Below are 16450 nucleotides of genomic sequence, written 5' to 3' on the forward strand. Positions count from 1 at the left end.
CCGATGATTGAGAAGCGCCCCATTTCCAACCTCATAGGCCACCTGATGCTCATCCTGGGCATCATCATCGTCGTCTTTCCGATCTACTACACCTTCGTCGCGTCGAGCCTGACATCGACGGAGATCGTCCGTCCGCCAATGGCGCTGGCCCCCGGCGGACGGCTCGCCGAAAACTACGGCGAAGCACTGTCGGGCGGCGTAGAGCGCGTGGTCGGCGTCAGTCTGGAACGGCTGCTGTTCAACACATTCGTGGTGGCGATTGCAATCGCGGTCGGCAAGATCGTGATCTCTTTCCTGTCGGCCTTTGCGATCGTCTTTTTCCGTTTCCCGCTGCGCATGGCCTTCTTCTGGATGATCTTCATCACCCTGATGCTTCCGGTGGAGGTCCGGATCCTGCCCACCTACAAGGTGATCGTAGACCTTGGGTTGATCGATACCTATGCCGGCCTGACCTTGCCCCTGATGGCGTCGGCAACGGCGACCTTCCTGTTCCGGCAGTTCTTCCTGACGGTTCCGGGCGAGCTCGTGGAGGCGGCACGCATCGACAATGCGGGGCCGTTCCGCTTCATGCGGGACATCCTGCTGCCGCTGTCGAAGACCAATATCGCAGCCCTCTTCGTGATCCTCTTCATCTACGGGTGGACGCAATATCTCTGGCCGCTCCTGGTGACCAACGACAGCCGAATGAACACCATCATCATCGGCCTTCGGAAGATGGTCGATTTTGCCGACGCCTCGACACCCTGGAATTACGTGATGGTCACGGCCATCCTGGCGATCATCCCACCGGTCGTGGTGGTTGTGCTGATGCAGCGCTGGTTCGTCAAAGGCCTGGTTGAAACGGAGAAATAATGGCGACGATCACTCTCAGGGACGTGCAAAAGACCTATGGCGGCAATGTCGATGTCATCCGGGGCGTCTCGCTGGCGATCGCCGACGGCGAGTTCATCGTGCTGGTCGGGCCATCGGGCTGCGGAAAATCGACCTTGCTCAGGATGATCGCCGGGCTCGAAAGCATCACGTCCGGCGACATCGCGATCGGCGAACGCGTCGTCAATACGCTCGAACCGTCCGAGCGCGACATTGCCATGGTCTTCCAGAACTATGCGCTTTATCCGCATATGACGGTCCGCCAGAACCTCGCCTACGGCCTGAAGAACCGCAACACGCCCAGGGACGAGATCGAACGACGCATCGCCAAGGCGGCCCGATCGCTGGAGATCGAGGCCTTCCTCGAACGCAAACCGCGCCAGCTCTCCGGCGGACAGCGCCAAAGGGTCGCCATGGGGCGCGCGATCGTCCGCGAGCCCGTCGCATTCCTGTTCGACGAGCCCTTGTCGAACCTCGACGCCAAATTGCGCGTCCAGATGCGCGTCGAGATCAAGCGATTGCAGCGCGCCCTCGGCACCACCAGCGTCTATGTGACCCATGATCAACTGGAGGCCATGACGCTGGCCGATCGCCTCGTTGTCCTGAACGGCGGCAGGATTGAACAGGTCGGCACGCCGATCGAGCTTTACGAAAGACCCGCAACGTCCTTCGTCGCGACCTTCATCGGCTCCCCATCGATGAATCTTCTGGACGTCACGGGCGGCGCTTCCGATTGGTCGGCTCCCTCGGCCGTGACGGAGCAGCCGGGGATTGCGTCGCTCGGCATCCGGCCGGAGGACATCGCTCTCGCGGACGGCGCAACGGACGGCAATCGTTTTAGGGCAAGGGTGCGCGTTGGGGCGGTCGAGCTCGTCGGCGCCGAGAGCTTCGTGCATGGCGGCTTGCCGAGCGGCGCGCCGCTGGTTTTCAGGGTCCCCGGCCGCTCCCGGATCGGCATAGACGACGAGCTCGAAGTCTTTGCCAGACCGGAAAGCCTGCACGGGTTCGACGGGGCCGGCCGGCGTCTGTAGGGGAGCCGTTGCCTTCCTGTCAGGTCCCCTTCAGCACGGCCATGAAGGTTTCATCGAGTACGGCGATCAGATGATCGGCATCGCGCTTCGAAAAGATCATCGGCGGGCGCATCTTCAGGACATTGTCGTGCGGCCCTTCGGTGCCCATCAGCACGCCGCGCTGACGCGCCCCGTTCGAAACCGCTCGGGCGATTTCGGTGGCGGGCGCCTTCGTCCGTCGATCGGTAACGAGTTCGATGCCGAGGAACAGGCCGAGGCCGCGTACGTCGCCGATCACCTCGTAACGCTCCTGCATCGTCCGGAAGGCGGCGATCAGGTCGTTGCCGATCTCCGAGGCATTGCGACGCAGATCCTCTTTTTCGATGACATCGAGGACCGCCAGGCCGACGGCGCAGGACACCGGGTTTCCGCCGAACGTGTTGAAGAACTCCATGCCGTTGTTGAACGAACTGGCGATCTCGCGCGTGGTGACCACCGCCGCCAATGGGTGGCCGTTGCCGATCGGCTTGCCCGTGGTGACGATGTCGGGGACGACGCCTTGCGTCTCGAAGGCCCACCAATGGCTGCCGACCCGGCCGAAGCCGACCTGTACCTCGTCCGCGATGCAGACGCCGCCCGCTTCCCGCACCATGCGGTATACTTCCTTGAGGTATCCATCCGGCAGGAAGACCTGACCGGCGACGCTTGGAATGGACTCCGCCAGGAAGAAGCCGGGCGCTTCGCCCCTGGCCTTCATCGCCGCTATCAGGTCGGCGACGCTTTCGGCAAAGCGCCTGCCATGCTCCTCGATCGGCCATTCGGCCGGCGCGTGGTAGCTGTCCGGGACCCTCGCCACATGAACATGCGGCTTCCGGCCCTTTCCCCCTTTCCGGCGGAACTTGTAGGCGCTGATATCGATCAGCTCCTGTGTCGTGCCGTGGTAGGCCCAGTCGACCACGATGGCGTTTTCCCGGCCCGTATGGGTGCGCATCAGGCGCAGCGCGAGACCGTTGGCTTCCGAACCGCTGTTGACGAAACCGGCGACTGCCAGCTCCTTCGGCATCGTCGCGGTCAGCCGCTCCGCATAGGCGACGATGTTGTCGTGCAGGTAGCGGGTATTGGTGTTGAGCGTTGCGGCCTGCCGGGCCATTGCCTCCACCACCGCCGGATGGGCGTGGCCGATGTGGCAGACATTGTTGAAGCAGTCGAGATAGGCGCGGCCGCGATCGTCGATCAGCCAGGCGCCTTCCCCCCGCACGAACTTGATCGGCCTGTCGTAGGAGATCGACAGGTTGGGCAGCAGGAGCTCCTTGCGGAGCCGGACGATCTCCTCATGCGAGCGGCCACTTCTTTTGAAGAACTCTCCCGCGATACCGGCCAACGGGCTCGGGTCCGGAAAGAGTTCCGCCCAGACATCGAGGTAGCCTTCCTCGCCAACGCCGAGGATTTCGGTCGCCGCAAGGCTCGTGTCGGTGGAGATTTGCAGATGCAGGTGCGGTGCCCAGCCGCCGTTCTCCTCCGGAACACCCATTTCGCCGACGAGCGCACCGGCGTCCAGGCGGTCGCCGGCCTTGAGCCGCCCGACGGCCTCGCGGGCGAGGTGCCCCCAGAGCGTCAGGAAGGGCGGGCAGCCATCCGGCTCGTGACGAAGCGCGATCAGGCAGCCGTAGCCGAGCGGGTCCTTCTCGATCTCGACGCTGACGATGGTTGCCGCGAGCGGAGTGTAGACCTTTGTGCCGGCGCCCATGAAGAGATCAAGGCCGAGATGGCGCGTGCGGCGGGCATTCTCGACGAGGCGGGATGCGAACATCTCGCCCGAATAGACGGTGCGGGCCTCGCCCCAGGGGCCGATGCCCAGCGCCACGCCCGTATTCCGGCAGTGGTCTTCCCAAAGGGATTGCGCTTCGTGGGGCCGCGCGGCGGCCGAGCTGACGGTCATCGCATGGGTCGGATCGCCATAAGGGACGAGATCGGCCGGGTAGGCCGTGACAGGACGATCAAGCAGCGGCGAAAGGCTCTTGCGGTTTCGATCGATCCAGGCGCCGACGATGCGCGCGCCGGCAACCGCCTCGAAGCCGCAGGCCCGGCGCAGGATCGCCGTCGCGAAGCGCGGGTTCATGGCGTCGAGCTTGCGCAGGAGCGTCCAGGCCGGTCTTTCGCTGATGGCGAGATAGGGGTTGTCGCCAACCTGCGCGCGGCGTGAGGCCGACATCGTGACCGACGTCACCAGCCGCATGGCGATGAGGTCGAAGAGGAGCTCGATTTCCTCCTCGAGCAGCGGGTATTCGCGGTGAAAGCCACGGGCGATCGCCGCGGCGGCACCGATCGGATTGGGGTGGTCAAGTCCCGCATAGGCGGCAGCGATCGCGACATCGGCGATAAGCGGCGCATGGAGGGCATCCCCAAGGTCGATGATGCCGGCTATACGATCGTGGTTTTCCGGGTCTACGAGCACGTTCCAGTCATTGGCATCATTGTGAATGACCGAAGCGCGCAGCGTCGCAAAGCGCGGGGCGACATCCTTGTCGAAACGGGCGAGAAAACGTCCGAGAAGGGCGCGATCGTCCGCGTCAGCAATATGGTTGAGCCGACCGGCGGAGCGGCCGGCATTGCGAAGATCCCAGTCGAGGTCGCGCAGCGCGCCCGGATGCATGAAGCCCCGAAGCGAGGCATCGAAGCGACCGAGCATGCGGCCGAGCGATTCAAGTACCGCCTCGCTTCGGTCGGATTGGGCGAGCGGGACGCCCGGTACCCAGCTGACCAGCCGCAAGCGGTGGACTGCGCCATGGGCGCCCGTGGCTTCGGCGAGGCTTGCTGCCGAGAGGGTCGGATGGAGATGGGGAACGGGGAGGTCGCCCGCATATTCGCCGAGGTGCCTCATCAGCGCCGTCTGGAAATCGCTTTCAACCGCCGGCTCCGCGGCGTTGATGATTTTCAGGACGAAGGTCCGGCCGTCGTCGGCAGCGACTTTGAAATTCTGGTCACGCTCGCTGTCGAGCGGCGCGAGCGTCCCCTTGAACCCAAAGTGCCGCGAAAGCAGCGCGCCGGCGTCGTCCAGGGAAAAATCGGGTTTCGTGTTCAGCATGTCGTTCATGGGGGCCTCACTCTCGCGGCGAGCCTCGCATGCCTTCGACAAGCATGCATCCGGCAATAGGCCGGTTGCACCGGCACTATGTTCGTACTAACCGTCATCTTGTCAGCCGCCGGTCTCGGCGATTCCTAACCCGGTCGCAGGAGTTGCGCAGTGCAGAATATCGACGCAACGGACCGGCAGATTCTCAGTATCCTGAGCCGCGAGGCGCGCATCCCGATGAAGTCGCTCGCCGGGCGCATCGGGCTGTCGCGCAGTGCGACGACCGAGCGCGTCACGCGGCTCGAGAAGTCCGGCCTGATCCGTGGTTACCGCGCCGACATCGGGGAACTGGAGGAGGGGCAGATCGAGGCATTCCTCATGGTGACACTGACGCGCACGCCGTCGCTCGGCGTGCTCGACAGGCTCGCGGGCTTTTCCTCTGTCCGGCGGGTTTCTTCCGTGAGCGGCCAGCTCGATCTGGTGGTCGAGGTGCGGGTGGCCTCGATCAATGCCCTCAACGAGCTGCGCAACGAAGTCGCCCAGCTCGAGAATGTGGACGACCTTACCACCTCAATCGTGTTGCGGCGCGAGTTCGAACGGAGCTAGGTCGGCGGCGGCGCCGTGGCTTCAGCAAGGACTGCTCACGGACGCCGCAGCCCGAGCCGGCTTATTTTTTCGTTCAGAGTCCGGTGAGGAATCTGGAGCAGTTCAGCGGCTTCTCGCGCTGCCCCGCGACAGCGGCTCAATGCGTCTTCGATCACAGAGCGTTCGAACTCCGCCAGTTGCTCTCCCAACGGCCGCGCGGGCGAGGGAGCATTTCCGGCCGGTTGGGCCGTCCCGTCGACGATCCACGGCAGTCCAAGCGCGAACCGCTCGGCGAGCAGTTTCAATTGCCGAACATTTCCCGGCCAGGCGTAATTGAGAATGGCGGTAACGTCGACGCTCGACAGTTGGGGCGTCGGTCGACCCATCCGATTCGCCATGGCGGCCGCGAACCGTTCGAACAGGAGAACAGCATCATTGCCCCGTGCACGTAGCGGCGGGATCGCGATCTCCGCCCCCATCAGCCGGTAATAGAGGTCTTCCCGGAACTTTCCCTCACGCGCCAGCTCCGCCAGGTCGAACTTGGTGGCCGAGATCACCCGCACGTCGAGGGCGATGACCTTGTTCGATCCCAGGCGGGTGATCTGCCGCTCCTGCAGTACGCGCAGCAGCTTGGCCTGGGCCGCAAGCGGCATGCTTTCGATTTCGTCGAGAAAGATCGTTCCCTTATGCGCGAATTCGAACTTTCCCACGCGAGGGGCGGAGGCGCCGGTAAAGGCGCCCGCGTCGTGGCCGAAAAGCTCGCTTTCGAAGATGTCAGCCGGGACGGCCGCGCAGTTGATCGCCACGAAGGCGGCCGCCTTGCGCTCGCTGCAGTCGTGCAGCGCTCGCGCCACGACCTCCTTGCCGGTCCCGGTTTCCCCGAGAATGAGAACATCGAGCGGGTAGCTCGAAAGATCCGCCACGAGGCGGCGCAAGGCGGCGATCGCGGCGTCCTCGCCAAGGATCGTGGAATGCAGGAATCGTCCGACGTCGTCGTGCTGCTCCAAAAGCTCCACGCGGCGCTTCAGCCGGAATTGCTGAACTGCATTGTTGAGCGTTCCGATCAGTTGCTCGGGAACATAGGGTTTTGTCAGGAAGTTGAATGCTCCGGCCTGAATGGCCGAAACCGCCATCGGCACATCCCCATGCCCGCTCAACAACACGACCGGCAGGTCCGACCATTTCTTGCGGATGGCCGACAGGAGCTCGAGGCCGTCCATGCCGCCCATGCGCACGTCCGACAGCACCACATCGAGCGCTTTGTCGGCCATCATGCTCAAGGCAGCGTTGCCGTTCGTCGCCTGCAGGACTTCGAAGCCGTTCAAGGTCAGCCATTGCGCCAGAGATTGGCGGAGGGGCGCGTCGTCCTCGACGAGGAGTACCGTCGGCGATGCTGTTGCCATCGCTTACTCCGCCGCCGCTGCCGCACTGTCGATGCGCGACAGCCGTATCGTGAAGAGCGCGCCGCCGAGCGGCGAACGTCCCGCTGTGATCTCGCCATGGTGGTTGGAGATGATGCGGTGCACCGTCGCCAGGCCAAGCCCGAGCCCTTCGCCGGCGGCCTTGGTGGTGTGGAACGGCTCGAAGAGGCGGTCCTGCGTTTCGTCGTCGAGCCCGCGCCCGCTGTCATGAACCCTCACGACGCAGGTCCCGGCCTCGATCGCTCCGTCCACGTGGATCACGCGGACCGGGCGATCGCGCACGGCGTCGATGGCGTTGCCGAGCAGGTTGAGCATCACCTGGTCCAATTGCGCGCTGTTGCCGAGGATGGCCAGGGGCCGGTCGATCTCACTGCTGAAGGAAATGCCCAGATCGGCGAACCGGAATTTCAAGAGTTCGGCGACGCGATCGACCGACGCGGCGAAGTCGACGTCGCCGAAATCGGCGTCATCCCGGCGCGCCAGCCGCTTCAACTGGTCGGTCAGGTGGGAAACGCGGCCGATGACCTCTCCCATCACGTCGATGTTCGAGTGCACGGCAACCATGTCCTGGCGCGCGGCGAGCAGCCGGGTGGAGGCAAGATAGGTTCGTAATGCAGCGAGCGGCTGGTTGATTTCGTGGGCGAGACCCGCAAAGGCCTGGCCGATCGCCGCCAGCCTTTCCGCCTGGGTGAGACTGTCGCGCGTCAGGTCCAACTGCTCCTGTGCGCGCTGGCGCTCGACGATCTCGGTTTCGAGCTTGAGATTGGTCTGGCTCAGTTCCCTTGTCCGCTCCGCAACGCGCAGTTCGAGATCGCTCCTTGCGCGCAGTTCGAGCCTCCTGGCCTGCCGCTTCTGGTGTGCGATCTTCAAGCCGGCAAGAACGAGCAAGCCGGCGAGACCGGCGGCGATGGTGGCGATGTTGGCTTGGGCAATCACAAAGGACAGGTCAGCGAAGTAAAGCAGGGTCCAGCCGCTTTCGGCGAAGGGCATATCGACCATCAGGCGACGCGATTTGACGCCGCCTTCGTCGAAGGAGGCGATCGGAAGATCAGACCAGCCAATGGCGCCGCTGCCGAGCGCCATCTCGCCAGGATCTGCCGCGCCGTACCGTTGCTCGTCGCGGATTCGTGCAAGGCTCTCGGGATCGAGGGGACCTTTGGAGCGATAGCGCCATTGCGGTTCTGACGACAGGAAGATCACGCCTTCCCTGTCCTCGACCGCCACCAGTTCACCGGCGTCGCGCCATTGCTGCTCGAGCGGCAAGAGATCGATCTTGACGATTGCGGCGCCGACATTGCGCCCTTCGAGCTTGATCGGCACCGCAAGGAAATAGCCCGGCTCGCCGGTGGTGACGCCGACCGCGTAATAGCTGCCGAAGCCCGATTGGATGGCGTCGCGGAAATAGGGCCGGAAGCGGTAATTGTATCCGATGAAACTGCCCGGCTGGTCGTAGTTGCTGGCGGCGAGCGTCCGACCCTTTGCGTCGGTCACGAAGAGCGCCAAGGCGCCTGAGGCGGCATTGATGCGGGCGAGAAGGCGGTTGCCGGAGAGCGCCGCCTCGGGGGAAGCCGGGTCGCGGAACAGGTCTTCGATCTCGCGCGATCGGGCGATGACCTCGGGGAGATAGCGGAAACGCTCGATCCGGGTGCTGAAAGTGGCGCCGACCAGCTTCAGCCGCTCCTCGGCCTGCGTCGCCGTGGCGCGCAGACCGTAATCGAGGACGTTCTCGCGCACGAAAAGCATCGCTCCCGCGATTGCCAACAAGGCCGTGGCGAGCAGGATCAGGGGGCGGGGTGAACCCATGGACGGTAAGCGCATCATCGTGATCGAGGACAATACTGAACTCCTGTCGCCTGGTCGAGCGCGGCGGCGCCAGCCGCTGTCTGCTGGCGCGGCCGCCGGCGACCGGCGTTCAATCGAGGGTCAGGCCCCCGCGCTCGTCATTGGCAAAACGCTCATGTTCCGCGTGGACGAGCGTCGCCAGGTTCTTCTTGATGACGTTGAATTCCGGTGCGTTGCTGTCACGAGGATAGGGGAGATCGATCGGCAGGTCCTGTTTGATCGTCCCCGGCCGATAGGTGAGCACCACTACCCGCGATCCGAGGTAGACCGCTTCCTCGATCGAGTGTGTCACGAAGACGATCGTCTTGTTCATCTGTTTCCAGATGCGCAGCAGTTCGTCTTGCAATGACCGGCGGGTGAGGGCGTCGAGCGCGCCGAAGGGTTCGTCCATCAGCATGATCGGCGGGTCGAGCGCGAGAACGCGCGCGATCGCCACGCGTTGGCGCATGCCGCCGGAGAGATCCTTTGGAAACCGCTTTCTGAATTCCTTGAGCCCCAGCAGGTCGAGGAGCATGGAGACGGTTCCGTCGATCTGTGCCGGCGGCTCGCCTCTTATCTCAAGGCCGAAGGCGACGTTGCGCTCGACCGTCATCCAGGGGAACAGGGCATATTCCTGGAAGACCATGCCCCTGTCCGGCCCAGGGCCCGACACCGGCTTGCCGTCCACCTCGAGTTTGCCGGCGCTCGGCAGCGAGAAGCCCGCCATGGCATTCAGGAGTGTCGATTTTCCGCAGCCGGATGGGCCGAGCAGGCAGACGAACTCGCCCTGCCTTATGTCGAGATCGATGCCCTTCAGGGCGACGACCTCGGCACCGCGCTTGCCGAAGACCTTGTCCACCTGCTTGACGTGAATATGTACATCGGCGTCGGACGCAGGATTGATGTTGCCGACGGCGTGCGCCGCCGAATTTACGCTCGAAAGCATGATTTCCTCCGTGAAGTGTGATGGCATTGCCGGCGCCTCCTGCTCGGCAATGCCTCCGGCGAGTGGTCGGAGCGGGATGCGGAAAAGTGTGTGCGGCTTTCCGCCGACATCCCGCTCTAACCTATTAGAATCGATCACGTTTTGTGAATTTGGTCAGTCCGACCAAAGCATCCTGATCTAGTGCTCCAGGCCGCGGTGCCAGCGCAGCAGGTAACCGTTCAGCCGGTTGACGCCGACGTCGATCGCCAGCCCGAGGAGGCCGATCGTTATCATTCCGGCGATAACCTTGTCGGACCAGAGATATTCCCGCGCCTCGAGGATCCGATAGCCGAGGCCGCTGTTGACCGCGATCATCTCTGCGACGATCACCACGATGAACGCCGTGCCGATGCCGATCCTCGCGCCGGTCAGGATGTAGGGCGTGGCCGCTGGCAGGATGACCCGGCGAAACAGCGTCATCCGGTCAGCACCCAGATTGAGAGCCGCCCGCACATAGATGCTGTCGACGCTGCGCACGCCGGCGATGGTGTTGATCAGGACCGGGAAGAAGGCGCCTATCGAGATCAGAAAGACCGCCGGCGGATCGCCCAGACCGAACCACAGGATGGCGAGCGGGATATAGGCGATCGGCGGGATCGGCCGCAGGAACTGGAATATCGGGTCGAGCAGTGCCTCGACGCGCTTGTCCGTTCCCATCAGCAAGCCGAGCGGCAAGGCAAGTCCGGCGCCGAGCCCGAAGCCGAGGACGACCCGCCGGAGGCTGGCGAAGAGGTCGCTCAGCAACTCGCTGGACTGCAGCCAGTCGAGGAAGCCGGCTGCCGGCTCCTGCGGCAAGAGGTATTCGATCCACCGCGCAGCAATCGCTGTCGGGGACGGCAGGATCTCCGGGCGCACGACATGGGCGTTTGAAAGAAGCTGCCAGAGCAGCAGGACGATGACCGGGACGGCCAGGTTGCGAAACAGTCGGGCGAGCATGACTTTAGTTCCCCGCCGTCATGGATTTCAGCGCCTTCTCAAGCAGGTCCGTCTTGACCCACTCGCTTGCCTGCGGGGGCGTGCTCATGCGGCCAACCCCGAACTTTTGCATCATGTCGGTGGTTGCTTGCACATGCTCGACGGTGATGTCGTAGGAGTAGGGCGAGTTGCCGATCGCATCCTTGAAGTCCTGAGGCGTGATCTGGCCCTTGAACATCGATTCCACGACGTAACCTTCAGCAATATCCGGATGCTTCATGAAAGTGTCCGTTGCCTCGATGAAGAGTTTCATCGTGCGTTCGGCAACATCTGGCTTTTCCTTGTAGAGCGCCTCGGAGAAAACCAGCGAGCGTACCGGCATGCCGATCGGCGTGTCATAGGGTTTCATGATCTCGACCCCAAACTTCTTGTTCAGCGCCTGGCTCGCCTGGGGCTCCGACTGGCACATGGCATCGATATCGCCGGCCATCAGCGCCTGGTTCAGGTCGGCAAAGGCCATGTAGACGATCTGCACGTCCTTGCCGGGCTTGTCGGACCAGGTCAGGCCGTAATTCTCCAGTTCGGCGAGCAGCAGCAATTCCTGCGCTCCGCCGCGCGCCACGCCGACTTTCTTGCCCTTGAAGTCGCCGACCGATGTAATGCCGGACTCGCTGCCGGCGACGATGCGGACCCCGCCTTTGGCAAAACCGGCAACCGCATAGATCGGCACCCCGCGTGCCCGGCCGGCAATGGCTGCATCGACGGCGCTTGCGGCGACATCGACCTCGCCCGCCACGATTGCCGGCAGAATGTCGACGCCCTTGGCGAAGAAGCGCTCCTCGATCTCCAGATCGTATTTCGCGGCGATCTCTTTCATGTAGGAGATTGCCCCGTAGTGCGCGAATTTGAGATTGGCGAGACGTATCTTGTCGGCGGCCTCGGCGCTCGATGCGACGAAAGCGGCTGTCACCAGCAGAACACGGAAAATCAGCTTCATTTCATTCCTCCCGATGAATTCAGGATGGCGGCTGCCACCCGCTCTCCTTTCAGCAACTTGCGTGCCATTTATCTCGGGCGCTGCGCGCGCCGATGCGGATCGGGACCGGAGGAGTCGCTAACTATTGGAGAATTAAGCGAAAATGGCAGCGCATACGCTTTGTGCGGCCGGAGGCCGCGGCAGATTTGGTCTGCAGCTGCATCAATCGCCCGGGCAAGGAGTTGCCGAGCGGCGGCGAGAGCGGCAAGTTTTTGCCAGACGGACGAGGGCCGGTGAGGTGCAGTTCTTCGATCATGGCCGGATGGTTCTCAACCCCGACAAGCTCACCGGCGTTCCGTTCCCACCCGCCGGAGCCGGTCTTGCCTGACAGGCCCCCGATGCGCGTTCGTCAGATGCCTGCGAGCTTCCTCAGGTCCTCGACCGCGCCGGGTGCAGCGGCGAGAACGGCAGCGCCCTTCGTCAGACGCTCGCCGTCTACGGGGAAGGGGAGATACCAGCCGCCAGCTTCCTGGACGAGGCAATAGCCGGCAAGGCAGTCCCAGGCATGCATATACGGCTCGTAGTAGCCGACCAGGCGGCCGGCCGCGACATAGGCGAGCATCAGCGCACCGGACCCGTTGCGGATGAAGGTGCCGCCGGCTTCAAGCAGGTTTTCCACCATCTTCGCGACGAAGGCCGGCGTCACATAGTTGTTGGCGCCAAGACCGGTCACCGCGTTGCGGATGGTCCGCGAAGCGTCCAGCGACAGCGTCTTGCCGTTCAGCCGGGCGCCGAGCCCGAGCGCGGCCGCATAGAGCTCGCCGTGGCAGGGCGCGGCAATGACGCCCACCACCGGCACGCCGTCATGGACGAGGCCGATCGAGACGCACCAGTTGGGCATGCCGTGGACGAACGGGCTGGTGCCGTCGATCGGATCGATGACCCAGGTGAAGCCGGAACGGCCGGCCTGCAGGCCGTATTCCTCGCCGAGTATGCCGTCCTCCGGATAGATCTCGCCGATGCGCTCGCGGATCAGGTTTTCGACCTCGCGGTCGGCGATGGAAACGACATCCTGCGGATCCCGCTTGGTTTCGACGATCAGCGTTTCGCGGCGGTTGAAATAGTCGAGCGCCATTGCGCCGGCGTCGCGCGCAACCGTTTCGGCCAGTGCGAGGCGGGCTTCGAGCCCGGGAACGACGTGCGATGTCATGAAGAGGTCCTTGAATTCGTGTTTGAGTTCCGTTGATCAGGCATGCGCCTGATCCGTTTGCCGCGCTAGCCGCTGATGATCGCGATGCCGCGTTCCTTGAAGCCGATTGCGACGTCGGTGGCCGGACTGATGGCGCGCTCCACGGCCGCATCGACGACGAAAAGCGTTCCCGCGGCGGTCTTCACTTCATATTCGACATGGTCGCCGAGATAGGCCGCATGCGTCACCCGCCCAGCAAAGGCCCCGTCGCTGGCGGGTTTGAGCGTGATCGCGTTGGGGCGCACCGCCAGTTTGGCCGGGCCTGGCCGAATGTCGCGCCCCGGGACCCGATGCGTCAGCTGTTCGACGCGGATCATCGCGTCCTGTCCCTCGACCGCGATGATGTCGCAGGCGACGACGTTTGCCTCGCCCATGAAGTCGGCGATGAAGGCCGAGGCCGGCGTCTCGTAGAGGTCGCGGGGCGCGCCCGCCTGGGCGATGCCTCCATCCTTCATCACGACGATGCGGTCGGACACGGCGAGCGCCTCGTCCTGATCGTGCGTGACATAGACGGCGGTGAACCCCAGGCGCTGCTGCAATTCGCGGATCTCGGTTCTGACACGTCGCCTCAGCCGCGCATCGAGGTTCGACAGCGGCTCGTCGAGGAGCAACACCTGCGGCTCGAGAACCAGCGCACGGGCAACGGCGACGCGCTGCTGCTGGCCGCCGGAAAGCTCGGCCGGCAGGCGCTGGCCCATGCCGGCGAGGCCGACGAGCGCCAGCCCGTCCTCCGCCCGCTCGCGCGCCTCTCTGCGCTTCATTCCGGAGGATTCGAGCCCATAGGCGATGTTGTCGAGGGCGGTCATATGCGGGAACAGCGCATAGGACTGGAACACCATCGAAACGTCGCGCTCGTTCGCCGGCAGCATTGTCACGTCCTTGCCGCCGATGAAGATGCGGCCGGATGTCGGATGCTCGAGGCCGGCGAGCATGCGCAGCGTCGTCGTCTTGCCGCAGCCGGAGGGGCCGAGCAGCGTCACCAGCGTGCCGGGTTCGATGGTGAGCGAGAGATCGGGGATCGCGACGAAGGCGCCGAACTCTTTGCGCACGTTCCGGAAGACGACGGTACCGGGAGCTTCGATGGTCATGCGGTCTTCTCCTGGTGGATGGATGCGGGCGCGGCCGCGACGGACTGGATCCGGTTCTCGCGGCGCAGCCGCCGCTCGCCGACGAGGAGCTGGAAGCCGCCGATGACGGCGACCATCACGAGGATCAGCATTGAGGAGTAGGCGATCGCCACGCCGTATTCGCCATTCTCGACAAGCCCGACGATATAGGAGGTCGCCATGTTGTATTCGGCACTGACGAGAAAGATCACCGCACTGATCGAGGTGATGGCCCGGACGAAGGAATAGACGAGTGCGGCGGTGATTGCCGGGCGCAGCAGCGGCAGGATTATCTTGCGGATGGTGCGGAAGCTGTCGGCGCGGAGTGTGAGCGAGGCCTCGTCGAGGCTTCGGTCGAGCTGGCTCATTGCCGCCACCCCACCGCGCACGCCGACCGGCATGTTGCGGAACGCAAAGCAGGCGACCAGGATCAACGCGCTGCCGGTCATCTCGATCGGCGGCAGGTTGAAGGCCATGATATAGCTGATGCCGATGACCGTGCCGGGAATGGCGAAGCTCATCATCAGCGCGAACTCGAAAAGTTCGCGACCGGCAAATCTCTGGCGCACGATCAGATAGGCGGTGAGGAGGCCGACCGCTGCCGTCAGCGGCGCCGAGACGAGCGCGATCTCCATCGTCGTCCAGAAGGAGTTCCAGGCAACCCCCGTCCAGGCGAGGCTGCCGTCGCGGAATTCGACGGAGAAGGCCTGCGCGTAGTGCTCGAGCGTGAGTGAATTGTCGAGGCCCCAGGTCTTCACGAAGCCACCGATGAGGATCATGCCGTAGACGACGAGCGTGAACAGCGCCCAGGGGATGACGAGGGCATGGACGCCGATCGAGACGGAGCGGGGGAGGGCGGCATGGGCACCGCTGTCACCCTTGCCGGTGACGGTCGCAAAGTTCTTGCCGGAGAGCCAGAGGCGTTGGGCGAGGAAGGCCGTCAGCGTGAAGCACAGCAGCACGATGGCGAGCACCGCCGCGCGGGAGGGGTCGTTCTGCGAGCCGACGACGGCGAAGAAGATCTCGGTCGAAAGCACGCCATGGCTGCCGCCGAGCACCAGCGGATTGCCGAAGTCGGCCATGCTCTCGATGAAGCCGATGAGGAAGGCATTGGCGAGCCCCGGTTTCATCAGCGGCAGCGAGATTCGCCAGAAGGTGCGCCAGCGATCGGCCTTCAACGTTTGCGAGGCCTCCTCCATCGACGGGCTGACGCCCTCGACGACCCCGATCAGCACCAGGAATGAGATTGGCGTGAACGAGAGAACCTGAGCGATCCAGATGCCGGTGAGACCATAGAGCCAGCGGCCCGGCTCGACCCCGAGCACCGCGGAGACGGCCTCGGTGACAATGCCGGAGCGGCCGAAGAGCAGCGTCAGCGCCAGACCGATGACGAATGGCGGCGTGATGATCGGGAGCACGGTCAGTAGCCGCAGGCTCTTCTTGCAGCGGAAGCCCGTGCGAGTCGCGACTAGCGCGAAGGCCAGCCCCAGGAGCGTCGAGCCGCTTGCGGTCATCAACGCAAGCCAGAAGGTACGCCAGGCGACGCCGCAGCGTCCGGCGCCGACCAGGCAATCGAGGCTCCAGATCGACGGGTCGACGATGTTGCGGCTAAAGCCATGCGGATTGAAGGACCCATCAAAGTCCTGAAAGGCTCCGACCATCATGCTGCCGATCGGATAGAAGACGAAAACGGCGACGAGGAAGACGAGGATCGAAATGGCCCCGACGATGAAGGCGTCGCCCTTCATTGCGCCGCGTTCGGCGAGACCGAAGGCGAAGACGAGAACGAAAAGCAGCGCGGTAAGCACCGCGCCCGCGCCCATCGAGGGTTGCCCGTCTGCAAGCGGGCCGAACAGCGTCTCGCTGAGCGTCCAGGTCCAGCCGGAGAAACCGACCGCCAGGCCCTGCAGCGCGAGAAAACCCAGGCCGGCGGCGCCGGCATAGGCGAGCAGGCCGCCGCGCCGCATCGGGTCTTCCGTGAAGCGGGCGATCGCGGCGAGAACCATCAGCAATGCGGGAACGATCAGCCACCACCGACCATGGACAGCGATCTGAAGAAGGCCGGGTGCTGTCGCCGGATCGCCCGGAAAGGTGTCGAGCCAGCCAAGGCTGAAGAAGCCGCTGTCGATCCTGTACCAGGGGACTGCGACAAAGGCCGCGAGGCCGAGCGCCAGGACGATATCGAGTCTGCGATTGCGGTTGTTGCTCAAGGGGCTGTCCTGGCGCGGCTGGCTGTGACGACCGGGAACCCGCCGCTACCAGCGGGCAATTCGAAGCCCCGGTACGGGAGTCCAACCTCCCGTACCGAAAGCCAGATTCAGAGGCAGGCGGCGGACTACCGGCGCGACCGGCAAGCGCTCTGCTGCATGTTTCCTTGAATCGGTGCCGAGTAAGGATGAAAACATGCAGTATTTCAATGAGCTACAGCAGCCTTTTCGC

General features: G+C 64.1%; 12 protein-coding genes. 3 read left to right on the forward strand and 9 right to left on the reverse strand.

From position 1 onward, the window contains the following. Window positions 1–3: 3 nt before the first annotated feature. Both ugpE and RHIBR816_RS0114450 read left to right on the forward strand, forming a co-directional pair. Complete coding sequence (gene ugpE / locus RHIBR816_RS0114445) at window positions 4–852, forward strand: sn-glycerol-3-phosphate ABC transporter permease UgpE (RefSeq protein ID WP_018237271.1); 849 nt, start codon at window positions 4–6, stop codon at window positions 850–852. Beyond that, window positions 852–1901 carry a sn-glycerol-3-phosphate import ATP-binding protein UgpC gene (locus RHIBR816_RS0114450; RefSeq protein WP_018237272.1) on the forward strand — a complete coding sequence of 350 codons (1050 nt, stop codon included), beginning with the start codon at window positions 852–854 and terminating at the stop codon, window positions 1899–1901. Before ugpE ends, RHIBR816_RS0114450 begins: the two co-directional genes overlap by 1 nt. Window positions 1902–1920: 19 nt before the next feature. On the opposite strand, the gene RHIBR816_RS0114455 is transcribed toward RHIBR816_RS0114450, so the two are convergent. Further along, entirely contained in the window at window positions 1921–4974 is a 3054-nt protein-coding gene (locus tag RHIBR816_RS0114455) for an aminotransferase class III-fold pyridoxal phosphate-dependent enzyme (RefSeq protein WP_018237273.1), read from the reverse strand. Between the two features lie 150 nt (window positions 4975–5124). Between RHIBR816_RS0114455 and RHIBR816_RS0114460 the strand changes: the two genes are divergently transcribed. Continuing rightward, window positions 5125–5559 carry an Lrp/AsnC family transcriptional regulator gene (locus RHIBR816_RS0114460; RefSeq protein WP_018237274.1) on the forward strand — a complete coding sequence of 145 codons (435 nt, stop codon included), beginning with the start codon at window positions 5125–5127 and terminating at the stop codon, window positions 5557–5559. Between the two features lie 35 nt (window positions 5560–5594). On the opposite strand, the gene RHIBR816_RS0114465 is transcribed toward RHIBR816_RS0114460, so the two are convergent. From RHIBR816_RS0114465 to RHIBR816_RS0114505, 8 genes are all read right to left on the reverse strand, one after another. Then, a complete protein-coding gene (locus RHIBR816_RS0114465; protein WP_018237275.1) occupies window positions 5595–6941 on the reverse strand; it encodes a sigma-54 dependent transcriptional regulator in 1347 nt (448 codons plus the stop codon). Window positions 6942–6944: 3 nt separating this feature from the next. Beyond that, window positions 6945–8795 carry an ATP-binding protein gene (locus tag RHIBR816_RS0114470; RefSeq protein WP_157628190.1) on the reverse strand — a complete coding sequence of 617 codons (1851 nt, stop codon included), beginning with the start codon at window positions 8793–8795 and terminating at the stop codon, window positions 6945–6947. 76 nt (window positions 8796–8871) lie between these two features. After that, complete coding sequence (locus RHIBR816_RS0114475) at window positions 8872–9726, reverse strand: ATP-binding cassette domain-containing protein (RefSeq protein ID WP_018237277.1); 855 nt, start codon at window positions 9724–9726, stop codon at window positions 8872–8874. A gap of 177 nt (window positions 9727–9903) precedes the next feature. Then, window positions 9904–10701 carry an ABC transporter permease gene (locus tag RHIBR816_RS0114480; RefSeq protein ID WP_018237278.1) on the reverse strand — a complete coding sequence of 266 codons (798 nt, stop codon included), beginning with the start codon at window positions 10699–10701 and terminating at the stop codon, window positions 9904–9906. Window positions 10702–10705: 4 nt separating this feature from the next. Continuing rightward, complete coding sequence (locus RHIBR816_RS0114485) at window positions 10706–11677, reverse strand: ABC transporter substrate-binding protein (RefSeq protein ID WP_018237279.1); 972 nt, start codon at window positions 11675–11677, stop codon at window positions 10706–10708. 388 nt (window positions 11678–12065) lie between these two features. Further along, on the reverse strand, window positions 12066–12866 hold the full coding sequence (locus RHIBR816_RS0114495) for an inositol monophosphatase family protein (RefSeq protein ID WP_018237281.1): 801 nt from the start codon (window positions 12864–12866) through the stop codon (window positions 12066–12068). Between the two features lie 65 nt (window positions 12867–12931). Continuing rightward, window positions 12932–13993 (reverse strand): ABC transporter ATP-binding protein, encoded by a 1062-nt coding sequence (locus tag RHIBR816_RS0114500; protein ID WP_018237282.1) that lies wholly within the window; start codon window positions 13991–13993, stop codon window positions 12932–12934. After that, window positions 13990–16221, reverse strand: coding sequence for an iron ABC transporter permease (locus RHIBR816_RS0114505; RefSeq protein ID WP_018237283.1), 2232 nt, complete (start codon window positions 16219–16221; stop codon window positions 13990–13992). Before RHIBR816_RS0114505 ends, RHIBR816_RS0114500 begins: the two co-directional genes overlap by 4 nt. Window positions 16222–16450 lie beyond the last annotated feature (229 nt).

It is taken from the genome of Ensifer sp. BR816 (assembly GCF_000378985.1).
In the GTDB taxonomy this organism is placed as follows: domain Bacteria; phylum Pseudomonadota; class Alphaproteobacteria; order Rhizobiales; family Rhizobiaceae; genus Sinorhizobium.